This window comes from Actinoplanes sp. NPDC049265, assembly GCF_043197135.1.
In the GTDB taxonomy this organism is placed as follows: Bacteria; Actinomycetota; Actinomycetes; order Mycobacteriales; family Micromonosporaceae; genus Actinoplanes.
Genome location: NZ_JBICSP010000027.1, coordinates 19,189 through 33,951 on the forward strand (window position 1 = coordinate 19,189; position 14,763 = coordinate 33,951).

14 protein-coding genes are annotated in these 14,763 nt (G+C 71.7%); 5 read left to right on the forward strand and 9 right to left on the reverse strand.

Annotation, left to right across the window (positions count from 1 at the left end; translation table 11 throughout):
- Positions 1 to 54: 54 nt before the first annotated feature.
- The 6 genes from ACGFIO_RS39665 to ACGFIO_RS39690 all read right to left on the reverse strand — a co-directional run bounded on the left by ACGFIO_RS39665 (position 55) and on the right by ACGFIO_RS39690 (position 8,164).
- Positions 55 to 1,665, reverse strand: a complete 1,611-nt coding sequence (locus ACGFIO_RS39665; protein WP_392835234.1) for a PucR family transcriptional regulator — start codon at positions 1,663 to 1,665, stop codon at positions 55 to 57.
- Between the two features lie 22 nt (positions 1,666 to 1,687).
- The gene (locus ACGFIO_RS39670) at positions 1,688 to 2,395 is read right to left on the reverse strand and encodes an ABC transporter ATP-binding protein (RefSeq protein WP_392835237.1); all 708 of its coding nucleotides are present in this window, start codon (positions 2,393 to 2,395) and stop codon (positions 1,688 to 1,690) included.
- On the reverse strand, positions 2,388 to 3,731 hold the full coding sequence (locus ACGFIO_RS39675) for a serine hydrolase domain-containing protein (protein WP_392835239.1): 1,344 nt from the start codon (positions 3,729 to 3,731) through the stop codon (positions 2,388 to 2,390). Before ACGFIO_RS39675 ends, ACGFIO_RS39670 begins: the two co-directional genes overlap by 8 nt.
- Positions 3,728 to 5,587: a dipeptide/oligopeptide/nickel ABC transporter permease/ATP-binding protein gene (locus ACGFIO_RS39680; RefSeq protein WP_392835242.1), complete on the reverse strand. Its 1,860-nt coding sequence runs from the start codon at positions 5,585 to 5,587 to the stop codon at positions 3,728 to 3,730. Before ACGFIO_RS39680 ends, ACGFIO_RS39675 begins: the two co-directional genes overlap by 4 nt.
- Positions 5,588 to 5,592: 5 nt before the next feature.
- Positions 5,593 to 6,528 carry an ABC transporter permease gene (locus ACGFIO_RS39685; protein WP_392835245.1) on the reverse strand — a complete coding sequence of 312 codons (936 nt, stop codon included), beginning with the start codon at positions 6,526 to 6,528 and terminating at the stop codon, positions 5,593 to 5,595.
- An 88-nt stretch (positions 6,529 to 6,616) separates the two neighbouring features.
- Positions 6,617 to 8,164, reverse strand: a complete 1,548-nt coding sequence (locus ACGFIO_RS39690) for an ABC transporter substrate-binding protein (protein WP_392835247.1) — start codon at positions 8,162 to 8,164, stop codon at positions 6,617 to 6,619.
- 294 nt (positions 8,165 to 8,458) lie between these two features.
- Between ACGFIO_RS39690 and ACGFIO_RS39695 the strand changes: the two genes are divergently transcribed.
- Positions 8,459 to 9,580: a 5-methyltetrahydropteroyltriglutamate--homocysteine S-methyltransferase gene (locus ACGFIO_RS39695; RefSeq protein WP_392835248.1), complete on the forward strand. Its 1,122-nt coding sequence runs from the start codon at positions 8,459 to 8,461 to the stop codon at positions 9,578 to 9,580.
- 122 nt (positions 9,581 to 9,702) lie between these two features.
- The gene (locus tag ACGFIO_RS39700) at positions 9,703 to 10,311 is read left to right on the forward strand and encodes a TetR/AcrR family transcriptional regulator (protein ID WP_392835251.1); all 609 of its coding nucleotides are present in this window, start codon (positions 9,703 to 9,705) and stop codon (positions 10,309 to 10,311) included.
- Here ACGFIO_RS39700 and ACGFIO_RS39705 read toward each other — a convergent pair.
- A complete protein-coding gene (locus ACGFIO_RS39705; RefSeq protein WP_392835254.1) occupies positions 10,308 to 11,093 on the reverse strand; it encodes an SDR family oxidoreductase in 786 nt (261 codons plus the stop codon). The genes ACGFIO_RS39700 and ACGFIO_RS39705 overlap by 4 nt on opposite strands.
- Positions 11,094 to 11,139: 46 nt before the next feature.
- Between ACGFIO_RS39705 and ACGFIO_RS39710 the strand changes: the two genes are divergently transcribed.
- Together ACGFIO_RS39710 and ACGFIO_RS39715 are read left to right on the forward strand one after the other, a co-directional pair.
- A complete protein-coding gene (locus ACGFIO_RS39710; protein WP_392835256.1) occupies positions 11,140 to 12,411 on the forward strand; it encodes an MFS transporter in 1,272 nt (423 codons plus the stop codon).
- Positions 12,412 to 12,423: 12 nt separating this feature from the next.
- On the forward strand, positions 12,424 to 12,828 hold the full coding sequence (locus ACGFIO_RS39715; protein WP_392835259.1) for a hypothetical protein: 405 nt from the start codon (positions 12,424 to 12,426) through the stop codon (positions 12,826 to 12,828).
- A gap of 3 nt (positions 12,829 to 12,831) precedes the next feature.
- On the opposite strand, the gene ACGFIO_RS39720 is transcribed toward ACGFIO_RS39715, so the two are convergent.
- Positions 12,832 to 13,551, reverse strand: a complete 720-nt coding sequence (locus ACGFIO_RS39720; RefSeq protein WP_392835262.1) for a hypothetical protein — start codon at positions 13,549 to 13,551, stop codon at positions 12,832 to 12,834.
- Between the two features lie 75 nt (positions 13,552 to 13,626).
- On the opposite strand from ACGFIO_RS39720, the gene ACGFIO_RS39725 reads away from it, so the two are divergent.
- Complete coding sequence (locus ACGFIO_RS39725; RefSeq protein WP_392835264.1) at positions 13,627 to 13,941, forward strand: DUF3592 domain-containing protein; 315 nt, start codon at positions 13,627 to 13,629, stop codon at positions 13,939 to 13,941.
- On the opposite strand, the gene ACGFIO_RS39730 is transcribed toward ACGFIO_RS39725, so the two are convergent.
- Positions 13,916 to 14,758: an alpha/beta hydrolase gene (locus ACGFIO_RS39730; RefSeq protein WP_392835267.1), complete on the reverse strand. Its 843-nt coding sequence runs from the start codon at positions 14,756 to 14,758 to the stop codon at positions 13,916 to 13,918. The genes ACGFIO_RS39725 and ACGFIO_RS39730 overlap by 26 nt on opposite strands.
- Positions 14,759 to 14,763 lie beyond the last annotated feature (5 nt).

Consider the following 14,763-nt stretch of genomic DNA (forward strand, 5'->3'; position numbering starts at 1 on the left):
ACGAAACAGTTTCGTTCAGATAGCCCGGACGCCCGCGAAAGCAAGGCGAAGCATCTAGGCGGGGCCGAAGACGCGGAGCTGGAGCATGGCGCCGAGGCGGGCGTCCGGGTCGGCCAGGTCGATCTCGCCCAGTTCGGCCAGGCGCCGCAGGCGGTAGCGGAACGTGTTCGGGTGGACGTGCAGGGCGGCCGCGGCGGCCACCACGTCGCCGAAGGCGTCGAGCCAGGCCGACAAGGTCTCGACCAGGTTGGCGTTGTGCTCGGCGTCGTAGGCGATCAGACGGGCGACCGGGCCGCTGGGGGTGTCACCACGGGCGGCGACGGTGTCTCGCAGTTCGAGGAGCATCGCCTCGGTGTGTACGTCAGTCAGGCGGGCCACCCGGCGGCTGCCGCCACGGCCGCTGCGGAGCACGCGCAGGGCCCGGTCGGCGCTGGTGCGGGCCGACGGCAGGGCCGACACCGACGATGCCACCGGGCTCACGCCGATCAGCGCCGGGGCCCGGTCGCCGATCCGGTCCAGGAAGGCGGAGGCCAGGCGTACCGCGCGGTTGTCGGCGTCGGTCGGCAGCAGGCCGTACGTCACGTCGCCGAGCAGGGCCACGGCCGAGCTGGCCTGGACGGCGCTCAGGTGCATGGCCAGCGCGTCGCTGAGGCGGTGGCGCTCGGCGGCCGAGCCGGACCGGTCGTCGGCCGCGTCCGCCGCGGGAGCCAGGGCCAGCACCACCAGCGACTGGTCGGCCAGGCCGAGCCGGGCCAGCGAGTCACGGGCGGCCGCACCGCCCTCCAGGGCCGTGCCGACCAGCTCGGTCCGCAGCCGCCGTTCGACGTCGGCGCCGGCCCGCAGCCGCAGCATGTGCAGCGCGACCAGCTTGGCCGCGTCAGAGAAGGCGCGCGACCGGTCGGGGGTCAACGGTTTGCGTACGGCCGCCCAGATCGAGCCGAGGAACTCGTCGCCGGCCCGCACGGCGACCGCCACCCGGGGTACCGAGAAGTCGCTGAGCTCGGGGGCCGGCGCCACGAAGACCGGCTGATCGCTGCGGTGCAGGTTGCGCATCACGCCCTGGGAGGAGAGCAGCCGCGCGTACCGTTCGGGCACCTGGCGGCCGAGGATGGTCTCGACCCGGGACTCGTCGGCCTCCTCCTGGCGGCCCGAGAAGGCGAGCACGCGGGAGTCCGGGTCCTCGATCGTGACCGGCGCGTCGACCAGGGCGGCGACCGCGTTGGCCAGCGCGAACAGGTCGCCCGAGGGCATGCCGCCGAGCATCTCGGGGCCGGTGTCGCCGACGTCGCCCTGGCTGAGCATGGAGCGCAGCAGGGCGGCGAGCTGAGCCCAGGAGGCGCCGCGGGTGAGCGCGAGCAGGGCCACGCCGGACTCGGCCGCGGCCGCGCGTACGGCGTCCGTGGACGGCCCGGGTGCGCGGACGACCAGGCCCCGGGCGCCCTGCTGACCGAGCGAGCGGAGCAGGTCGGCGATCGTGGTGGCGTCGCCGAGGCCGACGCCGAGGACCAGGGCGTGTGGGGGGAGGCCGGGTTCGTCGTACGGGTCGTGGAAGGCCACCCCGCCGATCGAGACCGCGGATGTGACGTCGCCGTGTACGAGGTCGAGCAGCGTGGCGCCGAGATCCTCGAGGATCCGGCCGAGGCTGGCGCGCGGCAGCTGACTCATGATCGTCCAGCCTAGTGAAAGGCTAACGCGACGGATGCGGGACCGCCGCCAGAAGTTCCCGGGTGTATTCGTGCCGGGGGGCGCCGAGCACCTCGTCGACGGGGCCGTACTCGACGATCCGGCCCTCGCGCATGACCGCGACGATGTCGCTGACATAGCGCACCACGGCCAGATTGTGCGAGATGAACAGCATGGTCAGGTTCATCCGGCGCTGCAGCTCGCGGACCACGTTGAGGACCGCGCCCTGGATCGACACGTCCAGCGCCGAGGTGATCTCGTCGGCGATGATCACCTCGGGCTGCCCGGCCAGCGCCCGGGCCAGCGCGACCCGCTGGCGCTGGCCGCCGGAGAACAGATGTGGCCGTTCCCGGGCCCGGTCGGCGGGCAGCCCGACCAGCTCCAGCAACCGGCCCACCTCGGCGCGGTCGACCGACGGCATGGCCTCGGCGATCGATTCCCCGATGGACATCCGCGGGTCCAGAGCCGAGTACGGGTCCTGGAACACCATCTGGATCTTCCGGTGGCCGGGCGCGGGCTCGATCCGGCCGGCGCTGAGCGGGGCGAGCCCGACCGCGGCCCGGGCCAGCGTCGACTTGCCCGACCCGGACTCCCCCACCAGTCCGACGACCTGGCCGGCCGGCACCACCAGGGACACGTCGTCGACCGCGACCGTGCCGCGCCGGCGGGATCCGAAGCGGACGGTCACGTTCTCGAACGTCAGGTCACGCACGGGGGGTCGCCCGGGCGCCGAAGTGCAGGTACCGCTCGCCGGTGGGCAGCTGATAGAAGGTGACCGGGATCCAGTTGTCGGTCTCCTCGTCGTGGGCGACGAACAGGCCGGGCTCCACCCCGGCCAGCGGGTAGCGCACGTTCTGGTCGGGCACCAGTTCGGCCAGCGGACCGGTCACCTGGGCGGCCAGCACCGGGCCGTCGTCCTCGGCCAGCACCTCCATCCGTATGCTGGCCCGCTCGTAGACGGCGGTGTAGGGCGCGATGTCAACCTCGACCGGGGGCGACGGCGGGCCCAGCCGGCGCGGCGTGGCCACGCCGGCCAGCTCGGCGAAGATCTCGCGGAACAGATCGTCGTAGAGCTTGACGTTGTTGCCGCCGTTGGTCAGCAGCGTGACCGAGAGCCCGGCCGACGGCAGCACGCGCCAGAACGCGGACTGCCCGATGGTGTTGCCGTCGTGGCCGATCACCTGCCGGCCGTCCCAGGTCATCCGCTCCCAGCCCAGCCCCCAGGAGTCGCCCAGGGTGTGCTTGTCCGGCAGCTCGACCTGGAAGGTGGCCATCTGCTCGATGCCGGCGGCGGAGAGCGGGCCCTCGCCGGTGATGTGCATCTTGGCGAAGGCCAGCAGGTCGCGGACGGTCGCGGTGATCGCGCCGGCCGGCCCGGCCGAGCGCGGGATGCCCCACACCGGTGCGACGGTGTTGGCGCCCTTCTCGTAGGTGTGCCCGACCGCGGCCCGCCACATGAGGGCTTCTTCCGGCAGGGTGACCGTGTGGGTCAGGTTCAAGGGCCTGACGAGTTTTTCCCGTACGGCCGCATCCCACGTGCCGCCGGTCAGCTTCTCGATCACCCGGCCGGCCAGCGAGTAGCCGGAGTTGCAGTACGACCAGGTGGCTTCGAGCGGGTGGTTCTGCCGCGCCGTGGCGAGCAGGGCGACGTACTTCGCCAGGCTGTCGTCGCCGCGGCCGGTGTCGTCGAAGATGTCGCCGTCGATGCCGCTGGTGTGGGTGAGCAGGTGGCGCATGGTCAGCCGCTGGGCCACGTCGGGGTCGGCCAGCCTCAGCTCGGGGATGTACTCGATCAGCGGCTTGTCCAGGTCGAGCTTGCCCTCGTCGACCAGCTGCAGGACCAGGGTGGCGGTCCACACCTTGCTGATCGAGCCGAGCTGGAAGAGCGTGTCGGTGGTGACCTCGACCCCGGTGTTGAGGTTGGTCACGCCGTGCGCGGCCTCGGCCACCTCGTCACCGAGCAGGATGCCGAGCGTGGCGCCGGGTACGTCGTACCTCGTCGCCAGCTCACGCAGCCGCTGCTCCCAGTGAGCACTGTCCAGGGTCATGACTGTTCTCCGTTCGCGATCAACGAGGGGACGAGGGCGGCGTTCCAGCAGGCGACCCGGCGATCGCCGTCGAAGGCGTCGAGCGGCGGATCCTCGGTCCGGCAGCGGTCGGTGACCAGCGGGCAGCGGTCGGCGAACGCGCAGCCGGACGGGAAGTCGCGGGGGTCGGGCGGTCGTCCGGGGATCACCGCGAGCGGCTGCGACCGGTCGGTCTCCATGTCCGGCACGGCCGCGACCAGGGCCCGGGTGTACGGGTGCCGGGCATCGGTGCGCAGGGCGGTGGCCGGCAGGTCCTCGACCACCCGGCCGGCGTACATCACCAGCACCCGCGAGCACACCTGCCCGACGACGGTGACGTCGTGGCTGATGAACAGCAGCCCGACGTCCTCGGCCGTGCGGATGTTGTGGAGCAGTTCGAGGACCTGCTTCTGCACTGTCACGTCGAGGGCGGTGGTCGGCTCGTCGGCGATGATCAGGGCCGGGTTGGCCATCACGCCCATGCCGATCATGGCCCGCTGGCGCATGCCGCCGGAGAACTCGTGCGGGAGCTGGGCGGCGCGCCGGGCGGCGTCGGTGATCCGGACCGCGGCCAGCCGGTCTACGGCCCGGGCCCAGGCCGAGCGGCGGGTCGCCCCGGCGTGGGTGCGCACCACCTCGGCCAGCTGCCGGCCGACCCGCTGCACCGGGTTGAGCGAGGTCATCGGGTCCTGGAAGACCATCGCGAGCGAGGTGCCGAGCAGCCGGCGGTGCGCCCGCACGTCGCCGCGCAGGTCCTCGCCCAGGAACTCCAGCCGGTCGGCGGTGACCTCACCGGGCGCCTCGATCAGCCGGGCGATGGCCAGCGCGGTCAGGCTCTTGCCGGAACCGGACTCGCCGACGATCCCGACCGCCTCGCCGCGGCGCACCGACAGGCTGACCCCGCGCACCGGACGCACCCCGGGGAAGGTCACCTGCAAGTTGTGTACGGCCAGCAACGCGTCGGCCGCCGGCACTGTGGGCTCGGCCGCGGAAGGCTCCGGGGCGGCGAGCGTACCCGTCGCATTGGAGCGCAAGCCGATCGCCCGCGCGACCACCTCACCGGTGAGGTTGAACGCCATCGCCGCCAGCACCACGGCCAGGCCCGCGGTCAGCGCGCCGGCCGGGTTGATGTAGATCTGCTGGAGGCCCTCGCCGAGCAGCCGGCCCCAGTCGTAGCTGGGTGCCTGCACGCCCAGGCCGAGGAAGGACAGGCTGGCGAAGGCCAGCAGCGCGCCGCCGGCCTGGATGGTCGCGGTGACCACGAGCGACTCGGCGATGTTGGGCAGAACGTGCCGCAGCAGGATGCGGAAGCGGCCCACGCCGGCGACGCGGGCGGCGGCGATGAAGTCCCGCCCGGCGATCGCGGCCGACAGCGTCTGGGTGATCCGGGCGAAGCCGGGCGCGGTGGCGAAGCCGATGGCCAGCACCGCGCCGGTCGCGCCGACCCCGAAGATGACCGCGAAGAACAGGGCCAGCAGCAGGTTCGGGAACGCCACCATGATGTTGATCAGGGTGGCGATCCAGCGGCCCACCCGTCGCCCGAAGACCGCGGTCGACGTGCCCAGCAGCAGGCCGGCGACCACACCGAGCGCGGTCGCCAGCAGCGCCAGCCCGACCGACAGCCGGGTGGCCACCAGGACCCGGGCGAAGATGTCGCGGCCGAGCTGGTCGGTGCCGACCCAGTGCGCGCCGGACGGCCCGCGGAGGATCTCCGCGGGGTTGATCGCGTCGGCCCGGTCCTGCCAGATCAGTGGCCCGGCGATGGCCAGGGCGACGACGAGTACGAGCAGAACGAGTCCGCTGATCCCCAGCGGCCCGATCCGGCGCAAGCCTCGCATGCCCATCAGCTCTCCCGGATCGTCGAGCGCGGGTCGACCACGGCCAGGGCCACGTCGACGGCCAGGTTGACCAGCAGCACGCCGACGCCGTAGACCAGCACCACGCCCTGCACGGTCGGATAGTCCTTGGCCAGGATCGAGCTGACGATCGTGCCGCCCAGGCCGGGCCAGGCGAACACGTTCTCGATCAGCACCGTCCCGGCGACCAGCGAGCCGAGCAGCAGACCGCCCAGGGTGAGCGTGGTGGTGAGCGCGTTGGGCAGGGCGTGCCGCAGGTAGACGACCTGGTTGGGCAGGCGCTTGGCCCGGGCGGTACGCAGGTAGTCGGTCTCGAGCACGGCCAGCATCTCGACCCGGACGATCCGGGCCAGCACGAACGCCGGGCCGATGGCCAGGGCGAGCACCGGCAGCACGTACGAGTCGGGCCCGGACTTGCCGGCCACCGGCAGCCAGCCCAGCGTCACGCTGAACACGAAGACCAGCCCGACCGCCATCAGGAACTCGGGAATGGTCGCCAGCACCACGCTGACCGACGTGAAGGCCAGGTCACTCCCGCGCCGGCGGCCGTGCCGGACCAGCACCGCCATCAACGTTCCCAGTGGCACCGACACCACCACCGCCACCAGGAAGGCCAGCACCGCCATCTGCACGGTCGAGGCGAACCGGGACGAGATGACGTCGGCCACCGGCAGGCCGGAGGTCATCGAGGTGCCCAGGTCCCCGGTGAACAGGCCGGCCAGGTAGTGCAGGTACTGCTGCCAGAGCGGGTCGTCCAGGCCCATCGCCGCGCGGCGGGCCTGGATCAGCTCGACCGGTGCGGTCGGGCCCAGCGCCGCCCGGACGGGATCGCCGGGCAGCGCGTGGATCATCGCGAAGGCCGCGGTGACGAGCACCCACAGGGACAGCAGCAGTCGTCCGAGCCGCCGGGCGACGAACCGCACCCAGGTGTTGTCCGTAGCCCCGCCGCCACCCTTGAAAGGCCTGAAGGCCCTCGTGGATGCTGTGCTGATCATGTGATTGGGTTCCCGGTCAGCCGAACATCCGGATGGAGGCCGGGCCGACGTCGCCGTCGCTCAGCTCGAACGTGGCGTTCTTGATGAAGTACGGGGTGTTCGAGTTGGCGAACGGCACCAGGTCGAGGCGCTTGATCAGTTCCGTCTCACCGGCCAGCCACTTGTCGCAGCCGCCCGCGTCGGCCACCTTCTGGGCCTCGGCCACCGCGGACTGATAGGCCTTGTTGTCGATGCTGGCGAAGTTGGCGCCGTTCGGCGGGGTCGGCCCGGACAGGAACGAGACCAGCTGGCTGGGCAGGGTCACGCCGATCGGGAACATCGCCACGTCCCAGGACAGCTGGCCGCCGGCGATCTGGCCCACCTGCACCGCGGTGACGCTCTTCAGGGTCACCTTGACCCCGGCCGCCGTCCACTGCTGCTGGAGGAGTTCGGCCGCGGGCTGTGCGCCGGGGCCGGCCGACGGGGCGTACGCCACGGTCAGCGACAGAGGCTTGCCGCCGAGCGCGGCCTTGCCGCCGGCCGCGTCGAACGCCGGCTGGTTGCCCTTGATGGTGTCGCCCTTGCACGGGGTCATGGCCGGCGCCACCAGGCCGGTCGGGTCGGCGCCGCGGCCCGAGGTGAACGCCTGCTGCAGCTGCTTGAGGTCGAGCGACTGGATCAGCGCCTTGCGGGTCGCCTCGTCGGCGGTCGGCAGGCCGGGCTTCTCGTTGAACCAGATCTCGCCGGTCGGCGCCAGCACGTCCCGCTTGACGTAGTCGTCGCCCTGCAGACGCTGGCTGTCCTGACCGGTGAACCGGGCGGCGTTGAGCTCGCCGGTGAGGATCAGGTTGGCCGCGGTGGCCTCGTTCGCGACGATCCGGATGACCACCTTGTCGGGCAGTCCGACGGTGTCGGCCTTGACGTCGCCGGGGCCCCACGCGTATTCCTTGCGCCGGGTCAGCGTGTAGTGGTCGTCGGGGACCGCCTCGGTCATGGTGAACATGCCGGTGCCGTCCGAGCTCTGCTTGAGCTTGGTCCGGTCCTTCATGCCCTTCTCGCAGACGATCGGCAGGCCACCGAGGTTGCGGGTGAGGAAGGCGTCCGGGGCGGGTGAGGTCACCGTGACGACGCCGGTGGCCTCGTCGGCGGTGGCCTTGGCGCCGGCCGGCACGTAGATGCCGATCCGGGTCGAGGCGTTCTTGACGTCGCCGACGAAGCTGAGGTTGTCGGCCACCTGCTTGGCCGTCAGCGGGGTGCCGTCGGCGCAGGTCACACCCTTACGCAGGGTGAACTTGGCCTCGGTGGTGGTGCCTTCCCACTTCTCGGCCAGGCCGGGCAGCAGCTTGCCGTCCGGCGCGAAGCCGAGCAGGGAGTCGTAGAGGAACCGGTCCACCTGCCCGGCAATGGTCAGTGAGGTGAAATGCGGGTCCAGGTTGCCCGGATCGGAGGGTACGGCCAGCGTGAACGTCTTACCGTTCACCGGCTGCTTCCCGCTCGGGCCGCCGCTCCCGCCCGAATCGTTACCGCAGGCCGTCGCCAGCAGTGCTACCGCGCCGAGCACGGCCACGGATCGTAGTGCCTTCATCGCGCCCTCCACGTCCTACGTGAAGGCAAAGACTGCCGATCCGTGTCCGCGTTGTCTTTGGCGTCGGCGACAACATGGCACGGACCGGGTTGTCGCCGACGCCAAAATTTCGTAACTGTTTCGTATTACTTGGCCCGTCCGGACCGTTGAGCTCCGGGTCGGGTGGCGTCCACTTTGGATCCGTATTGTCCGTCTCGCGCACGGCGATCCCGACGCCGGACCGGCGCCGGACAGCGACTGGAGATGCAAGCGGGCGGCGTGCGGGCATAGGCTCATCCGCGAGGAGGTTCGACGATGACGCTCCGCGACACCCCGCCCTTCCGGGCCGACCACGTCGGCAGTCTGCTCCGGCCCGCGCGCCTGCTCCAGGCCCGCGAGCAGCGCGCCACCGGGAAGATCGACGCCGACGAGCTGCGCGCGGTCGAGGACGACGCGATCCGCGAGGTGGTCGCGATGCAACGCGACGCCGGGCTGCGGTCGGCGACCGACGGCGAGTTCCGGCGTACGTCCTGGCACATGGACTTCATCTATCAGCTCGGTGGCATCAGCCGCACCGACGAGAAGATCCAGGTGCACTTCCGCAACGCCGACGGCGAGCTCGACTTCGAGTCGGCCGCGCTGGCCGTGGACGCGCCGGTCCGGCTGGACGAGACCATCTTCGGCGAGGCGTTCGCGTTCCTCGCGGCGACGGTCGAGCCCGGGGTCACGGCCAAGCTGACCATCCCGTCGCCGAGCATGGTGCACTACCGCGGCGGCCGGGCGGCCATCGATCCGGCGGTCTACCCGGACGAGGATCAGTTCTGGTCCGACCTGAGCGCGGCGTACGCCGAACAGGTCCGCCGCGTGCACGACCTGGGCTGCCGCTACCTGCAGCTCGACGACACCAGCCTCGCCTACCTCAACGACCCGGCCCAGCGGGCCCTGCTCACCTCGCGCGGCGACGACGCCGAGCACCAGCACCTGCGCTACATCAAGCAGATCAACGCGGCGATCCAGGACCGCCCGGCCGGCCTGGCCGTGACCACCCACATGTGCCGGGGCAACTTCCGCTCCTCCTGGGCGGCCGAGGGCGGCTACGACTTCGTCGCCGAGGCGCTGTTCAGCGAGCTGGCGGTGGACGGTTTCTTCCTGGAGTACGACGACGAGCGCTCCGGCGGCTTCGCCCCGCTGCGGTTCGTGCCGCCGGGCAAGATGGTCGTGCTCGGCCTGGTCACGACCAAGCGGGGCGAGCTGGAGTCCAAGGACACGCTCAAGCGCCGCATCGACGAGGCCGCGAAATACGTGCCGCTGGAGCAGCTGTGCCTGTCTCCGCAGTGCGGGTTCTCGTCGACCGTCGAGGGCAACGTGCTGACCTACGATCAAGAGGTCGCCAAGCTGCGGCTGATCGCCGAAACCGCGGACGACGTGTGGGGATGAGTTCAAGAGCGGGATTTCGTAGCTGAGTGGTGGGTACGGGCCGTCGCTCCCGGCTATGACCTCGGTTTTCGCGGCCATGGCCAGGCTCATCGCGACCATGCCAAATGGCCTAGGGTGGTGTCGTGACACCCCCGGGCAGGCGCCGGATCGACGAGATCGGCGAGGAGAGCCGTCGCCGGATCCTGGACGCGGCCGAGGAGCTGTTCGCCGAGCGCGGGTTCGACCGGACGTCGTTCGTCGACATCGCCGAGCGGTCGGGCATCAGCCGCGGTTCCATCCCGTGGCACTTCAAGAACAAGGACGGGCTCGTGCTGGCCGTCATCGAGCGGGCGATCAACCGGCTGATCCCGGCCGGACACTACCGATCGGTGCCGCCGCTGGCCGAGCTGTTCGACGACGCCTCGGCGCTGGCCCGCAGCGGCAACTCGGCGCTGATCCTGTCGATGTCGGCCGAGGCGATCCGCGGCACCGGGGCGGTACGCACGCAGTACCAGGAGTTCTACGCGCGGCGGCGGGCCGGGCTGGAGGACTGGCTGCGGGCGCGGCGGCCCAAGGACGTGGATCCCGACGAGGCGGCCCAGCGTGAGCGCACCTTCGCCGTCGCGCTCAACGGCCTCCTGATGGGCATCCACTTCCAGGCCGTCGTCGACCCCGCGAACGTCGACCTGGACGCGTCGCTGCGCTCGATCGCCGAGCTGATCGACAAGAACCTCGCCGACCTCTACGCCTAGATCGATGCCAGCAGGGCCGCCATCCGTTGCTGGAGGGCGGGCCGGATCAGGTCGCCGGTGTGGATCCACATGGCCCGGGCGGTCATGGCGGCCACGACCATCTCGCCCACGTCGTCGATGCTCGCGCCGCCGCGGAGGAACGCCTCGGTGGCGGCGAGCGCGCTGTCCGGTACCGCGACCGACGGGTCGGCCGCCCGGGTGTTCTGCAGGATGCCGGTGTCGACCGGGCCCGGGCAGAGCACGCTGACGTCGATGCCGTGCCCGCTCAGCGCCTGCCGCAGTGACTCGGACAGGCCGACGATCGCGAACTTGGTCGTCACGTAGAGGACATTGGCGTCGGCGACCAGCCCGGCGCCGGAGGCGGTGTTGACCAGGTGGCCGCCGGCGCCGCGGTCGAGCATGCGGGGCAGGAAGGTCTGCACGCCGTTGATCACGCCGGTCAGGTTGACGTCCAGGGCCAGGTCCCACTTCGGGTAACTGAGCTCGGTCACCGGCGCGACGGGCACGATGCCGGCGTTGTTGAACAGCAGGCCGACGTGGCCGAGCCGCTCCTCGGCCCGGTCGGCGACGGCGGCGAACGCGGCCCGGTCGCGGACGTCGAGGTGGAACGTCTCGACCGGGGTCACCGGGGACAGCTCCTCGCGGCCGCGGGCCAGGGCCGCCTCGTCGATGTCGGCCAGTGCCAGCCGTACCCCGCGCTTGGCCAGCGCACGGGCGATTCCCAGACCGATTCCCTGACCGCCTCCGGTGATGAAGGCGACCGACTCAGACCATTCACGCATGCCTTCTATGTTGACCCGACATCTCTGTGTCAGTCAACATAGGGATGTGAGGTTCAAGGAGATCCTGTCGGCCGGTGGGCGCGCGACAATCGCCGTACTGTTCGGCCTGGCGCTGCTCGACAGCGTCGACAACGCCCTCTTCCACGTCTTCCTCCCCGAGATCCGGGACGCCCTCGGCCTCGGCGACGGGGCGGTGGTCATCGTCGGCGCGCTGGCCGGGGTGACCGTGGCACTCGGCGCGCTACCCCTCGGGGTGCTCGGCGACCGGCGCCGCCGTACCACCATCGCCGGGCTCTGCACCCTGGTCTGGGCCGCCTCGGCGGTCCTGCTCGGCCTGGTCCAGAACCTGTGGCAGGTGGTTGTGGTCCGCGTTCTGGCCGGCGTCGGCAAGGCCAACGAGGGGCCGATCCAGACCTCGATCCTGAGCGATGCCTACCCGCCCGCCGGCCGGGGCCGGATCTTCGGCATCCACCGGGCCGGTCTGCCGCTCGGCAGCCTGGTCGGCCCCCTCCTGGCCGCGCTGTTCGTGGCGGTCGCGCCCGGCCGGCACGGCGATTGGCGGTGGGCGTTCGTCGCCCTGGCCGCGCCCGGGGTCGTCCTCGCGCTGGCGGCGCTGCGGCTGCGCGAACCGGTCCGCGGGCGTTTCGAGCAGGCCGCCGGGCCGCCGGTGCCGCTGCGCGAGGCGTTCGCGCGACTGCGGCGGATCCGCACGTTCAACATCGTGATGGTGGCGCTGGGCGCGTTCGGGTTGTGCGTGACCACCGTGCCCAACTATCTGAGCCTGATCGCCAACGACCACCTCGGCCAGGACGCCGGGGCCCGCAGCGTGATCGGCGCCGTCGGTGCGGTGGGGGCGGTGGCCGGGGCGGCCCTCGGCGGCGCGTACAGCGACCGGCTCTTCCGCCGGAGCCCCGCGGCGTGCGTCTATCTGGCCGCGGGGGCGCTCGGCGTGCTCGGCGTCGGGTTCGCGGCGATGGCGTACGCACCCGACGTCGTCACCTTCACGGTGGTCGGGACGCTGACCCAGGCCGCACTCTACTTCGGCCTGGTCCCGTTGAGCCTGGTCGTCGCCGCGGTCACTCCCCCGGCCTTCCGGGCGACGGCGTTCGCGCTGGTCGGCCTCTATCTGGCGGTGCTCGGCGGCCTCGGCGGGTCCCTGGTCACCAGCCTGGCCGCCAGCCTGTGGGGCGCACAGGCGGCCGTCGCCGTCGTCGCTCCGGCCGCCTCCGTCGTGGCCGGCGTGGTGCTGGCCCGCGGCACCGTCCACCTGCGCCGCGACCTGACAGACTTCGCCCTTTCCCGACACTCTCAGTCATGAAACGATTACCGGGTGGCCAAACACCGCAGGCCTGAACCCGACCCCGCCGAAATCACCGCGGAGGCGACGGTCCTCGCCGCCGAGCTGAGCCGTCAGGGTGCGATGGGAGCGGCCGGCATTCAACGTGACGGCACAATCCGGGCCGCCCTCATCGCGCTGTGCGCGACCAGCGTGGCCGCCGTGGCCGCGTCCTGCTCGGCGATCACCGTGGCGACCATCCAGCGAACGACATCGCTGGAGCAGGCTCGCCTCTCCGCCGATGCCGCGCACACACAGTCGGCGGCACCGCGCGACTCCGCCGACGCACCGCCACGGGCGCAGGAAACCAACAACTCGCCCACCAGTGTCGTGGCGTCGCTGGCGTCCTTCGACCGGCTGACCCGCGACTCGTACCTCTGCTGGCAGGCGCTCAGGTAGGAGTCACGACGGCGGTTGCGGGCCATGGTGGCGGGGGCGGTACTGGTCGTCGCCCCAGGGGTCGGCCATCGGGATGCTGGCCGAGTGCGGCTCCTGAGGCCGGGCCGGCGGGGACGGCGGCAGTGGCGTGGCGGACGGGCCGCCGTAGGGCTGCGGCACGGGCGGGAGCGGGGTCTGGCCGGTCGGGTGGGGCATCGGGAGCAGGATGTATTCGACCTTGCGGCGGCTGTGGATGAAGCGGGTCGAGGGCGGGAGCACCAGCAGGACCAGGGCGGTCAGGGTGGCCAGCAGGACCAGCAGCTCGAGGATGGCCATGGTCAGGCCGTACATCGCGGGCACCCACTGGCCGACGGCGGCCGACACCGTCTCGGCGGCGCGGCGCGGGCGGTGGAAGCTGCCGCTCAGGTTGCCGGCGCCGCCGCAGACCACGAACAGGCCGCCGAGCACCAGCGTGGTGATCCGGGACTTGTCACTGCCGTGCCGGTTCAAGATCGCGAGGATGCACACGACCGCGCCGATCAGCAGAGCCGACGTGGCCCAGAGCAGGCTCCCGAAGCCGGAACCGGTGTCGCCGTTGTAGGCGTCCTTGTAGATGCTCAGGCCGGTGTTGGTGAACACCAGCTCGATGACCGCGTTCAGCAGGAGGAGCCCGGCCACACCGAACAACAGGCCGGACGAGAGCCGGATCGTCGCCGGTACCGGCATCTGCATGCCTGGATGCATGGCGAGAAGGTTAGCCCGTCGGGCAAAACAGTGCCGTGGCGACACCGTGGTGACACGCCTTCCTACCCTGAGGGCGTGTCACCACGGGTCACCATGGGTATCGCGATCTTCCTGGTGCTCGCCGCCGGAATGACCTGGCTGGCGGTCACCGACTGGCGGGCCGACTCGGCGCTCGACTCGCGGGGAGTCGTCGCCGAGGCGCGGCTCGTCGAGATCCGGGACGGCGGCAAACGCCACGACCTCTACGTCGTCGAGTTCACCAGCGCCGACGGATCCGCCCACCGCAGCGCGCTGTGGCAGCCGCCGGCCGAACCTCGGCCCGCCGTGGGTGACGTGCTGCGGGTGGTTTACGACCCGGAGGACCCTACGCTCGTACGCGATGCGCGGTGAGCAGCGGAAGCACGACCTCGCTGCGCATCGCACCCATGTGGTCACCGGGCAGCACCTCGACCGCCCAGCCGAGTTCCTCCAGCTCGGCCCGGTGCGTTTCGAGCGGCGGACCGAGTTCCACCCGCACGTTTCCCCACTGCGCCCCGAAGTCGATGGCGTCGTCGCGCCCCGCGAACGCCAGCCGCGGCACCGTCAGCCGCCGGAGCGCTGCCCGCTCGTCGAAGTCCCGCACCGACTCGTAGAGCGTCACGTACTGCCGGGTCTGCTCCGGGGTCTGGGTGACCTCGGAGGCGTCCCAGTCCCCGACCTCGATCTCGGTCCAGTCGGGCAGGTCGCGCCCCACGTTCTCGACCGCCATCCGGTGCGCCGCCCGGGTCACCTCGAGCATCGGCCCGTACGGCCCGCCCAGCGGCGGGAACCCGCCCATGGCCAGCTCGGTGAGGCGGTCGGTGCGGACCGCCAGCTGGAGCCCCGACAACCCCAGCCAGGAGTATCCGTAGTAGCCGAACTCACGCGCGCCGGCGGCGTCGGCGATGGCCAGCAGATCGGCCGCGACGTTGCCGGCCGTCAGCGTCTCGGCCGCCGGATGGGCGGCCCGGTGCCCCTCGTAGTCGGCCACGATCACCCGCCGCCCGGCCGCGGCCAGCCCGTCGGCCAGATGCCGGCCGAGTCCGGGCTCGGCGCCCCACGCCCGCATCCGCTCGGCCGTGGCGTCGTCGGGCCGGGCCAGGCTGGCCGGCAACAGCATCGCGGGCCCGTCGCCCAGCGTCGTGACCTCGATGGAAGAACCGTCATGTAGCTTCGCCGTGGTCGTCATAGCAA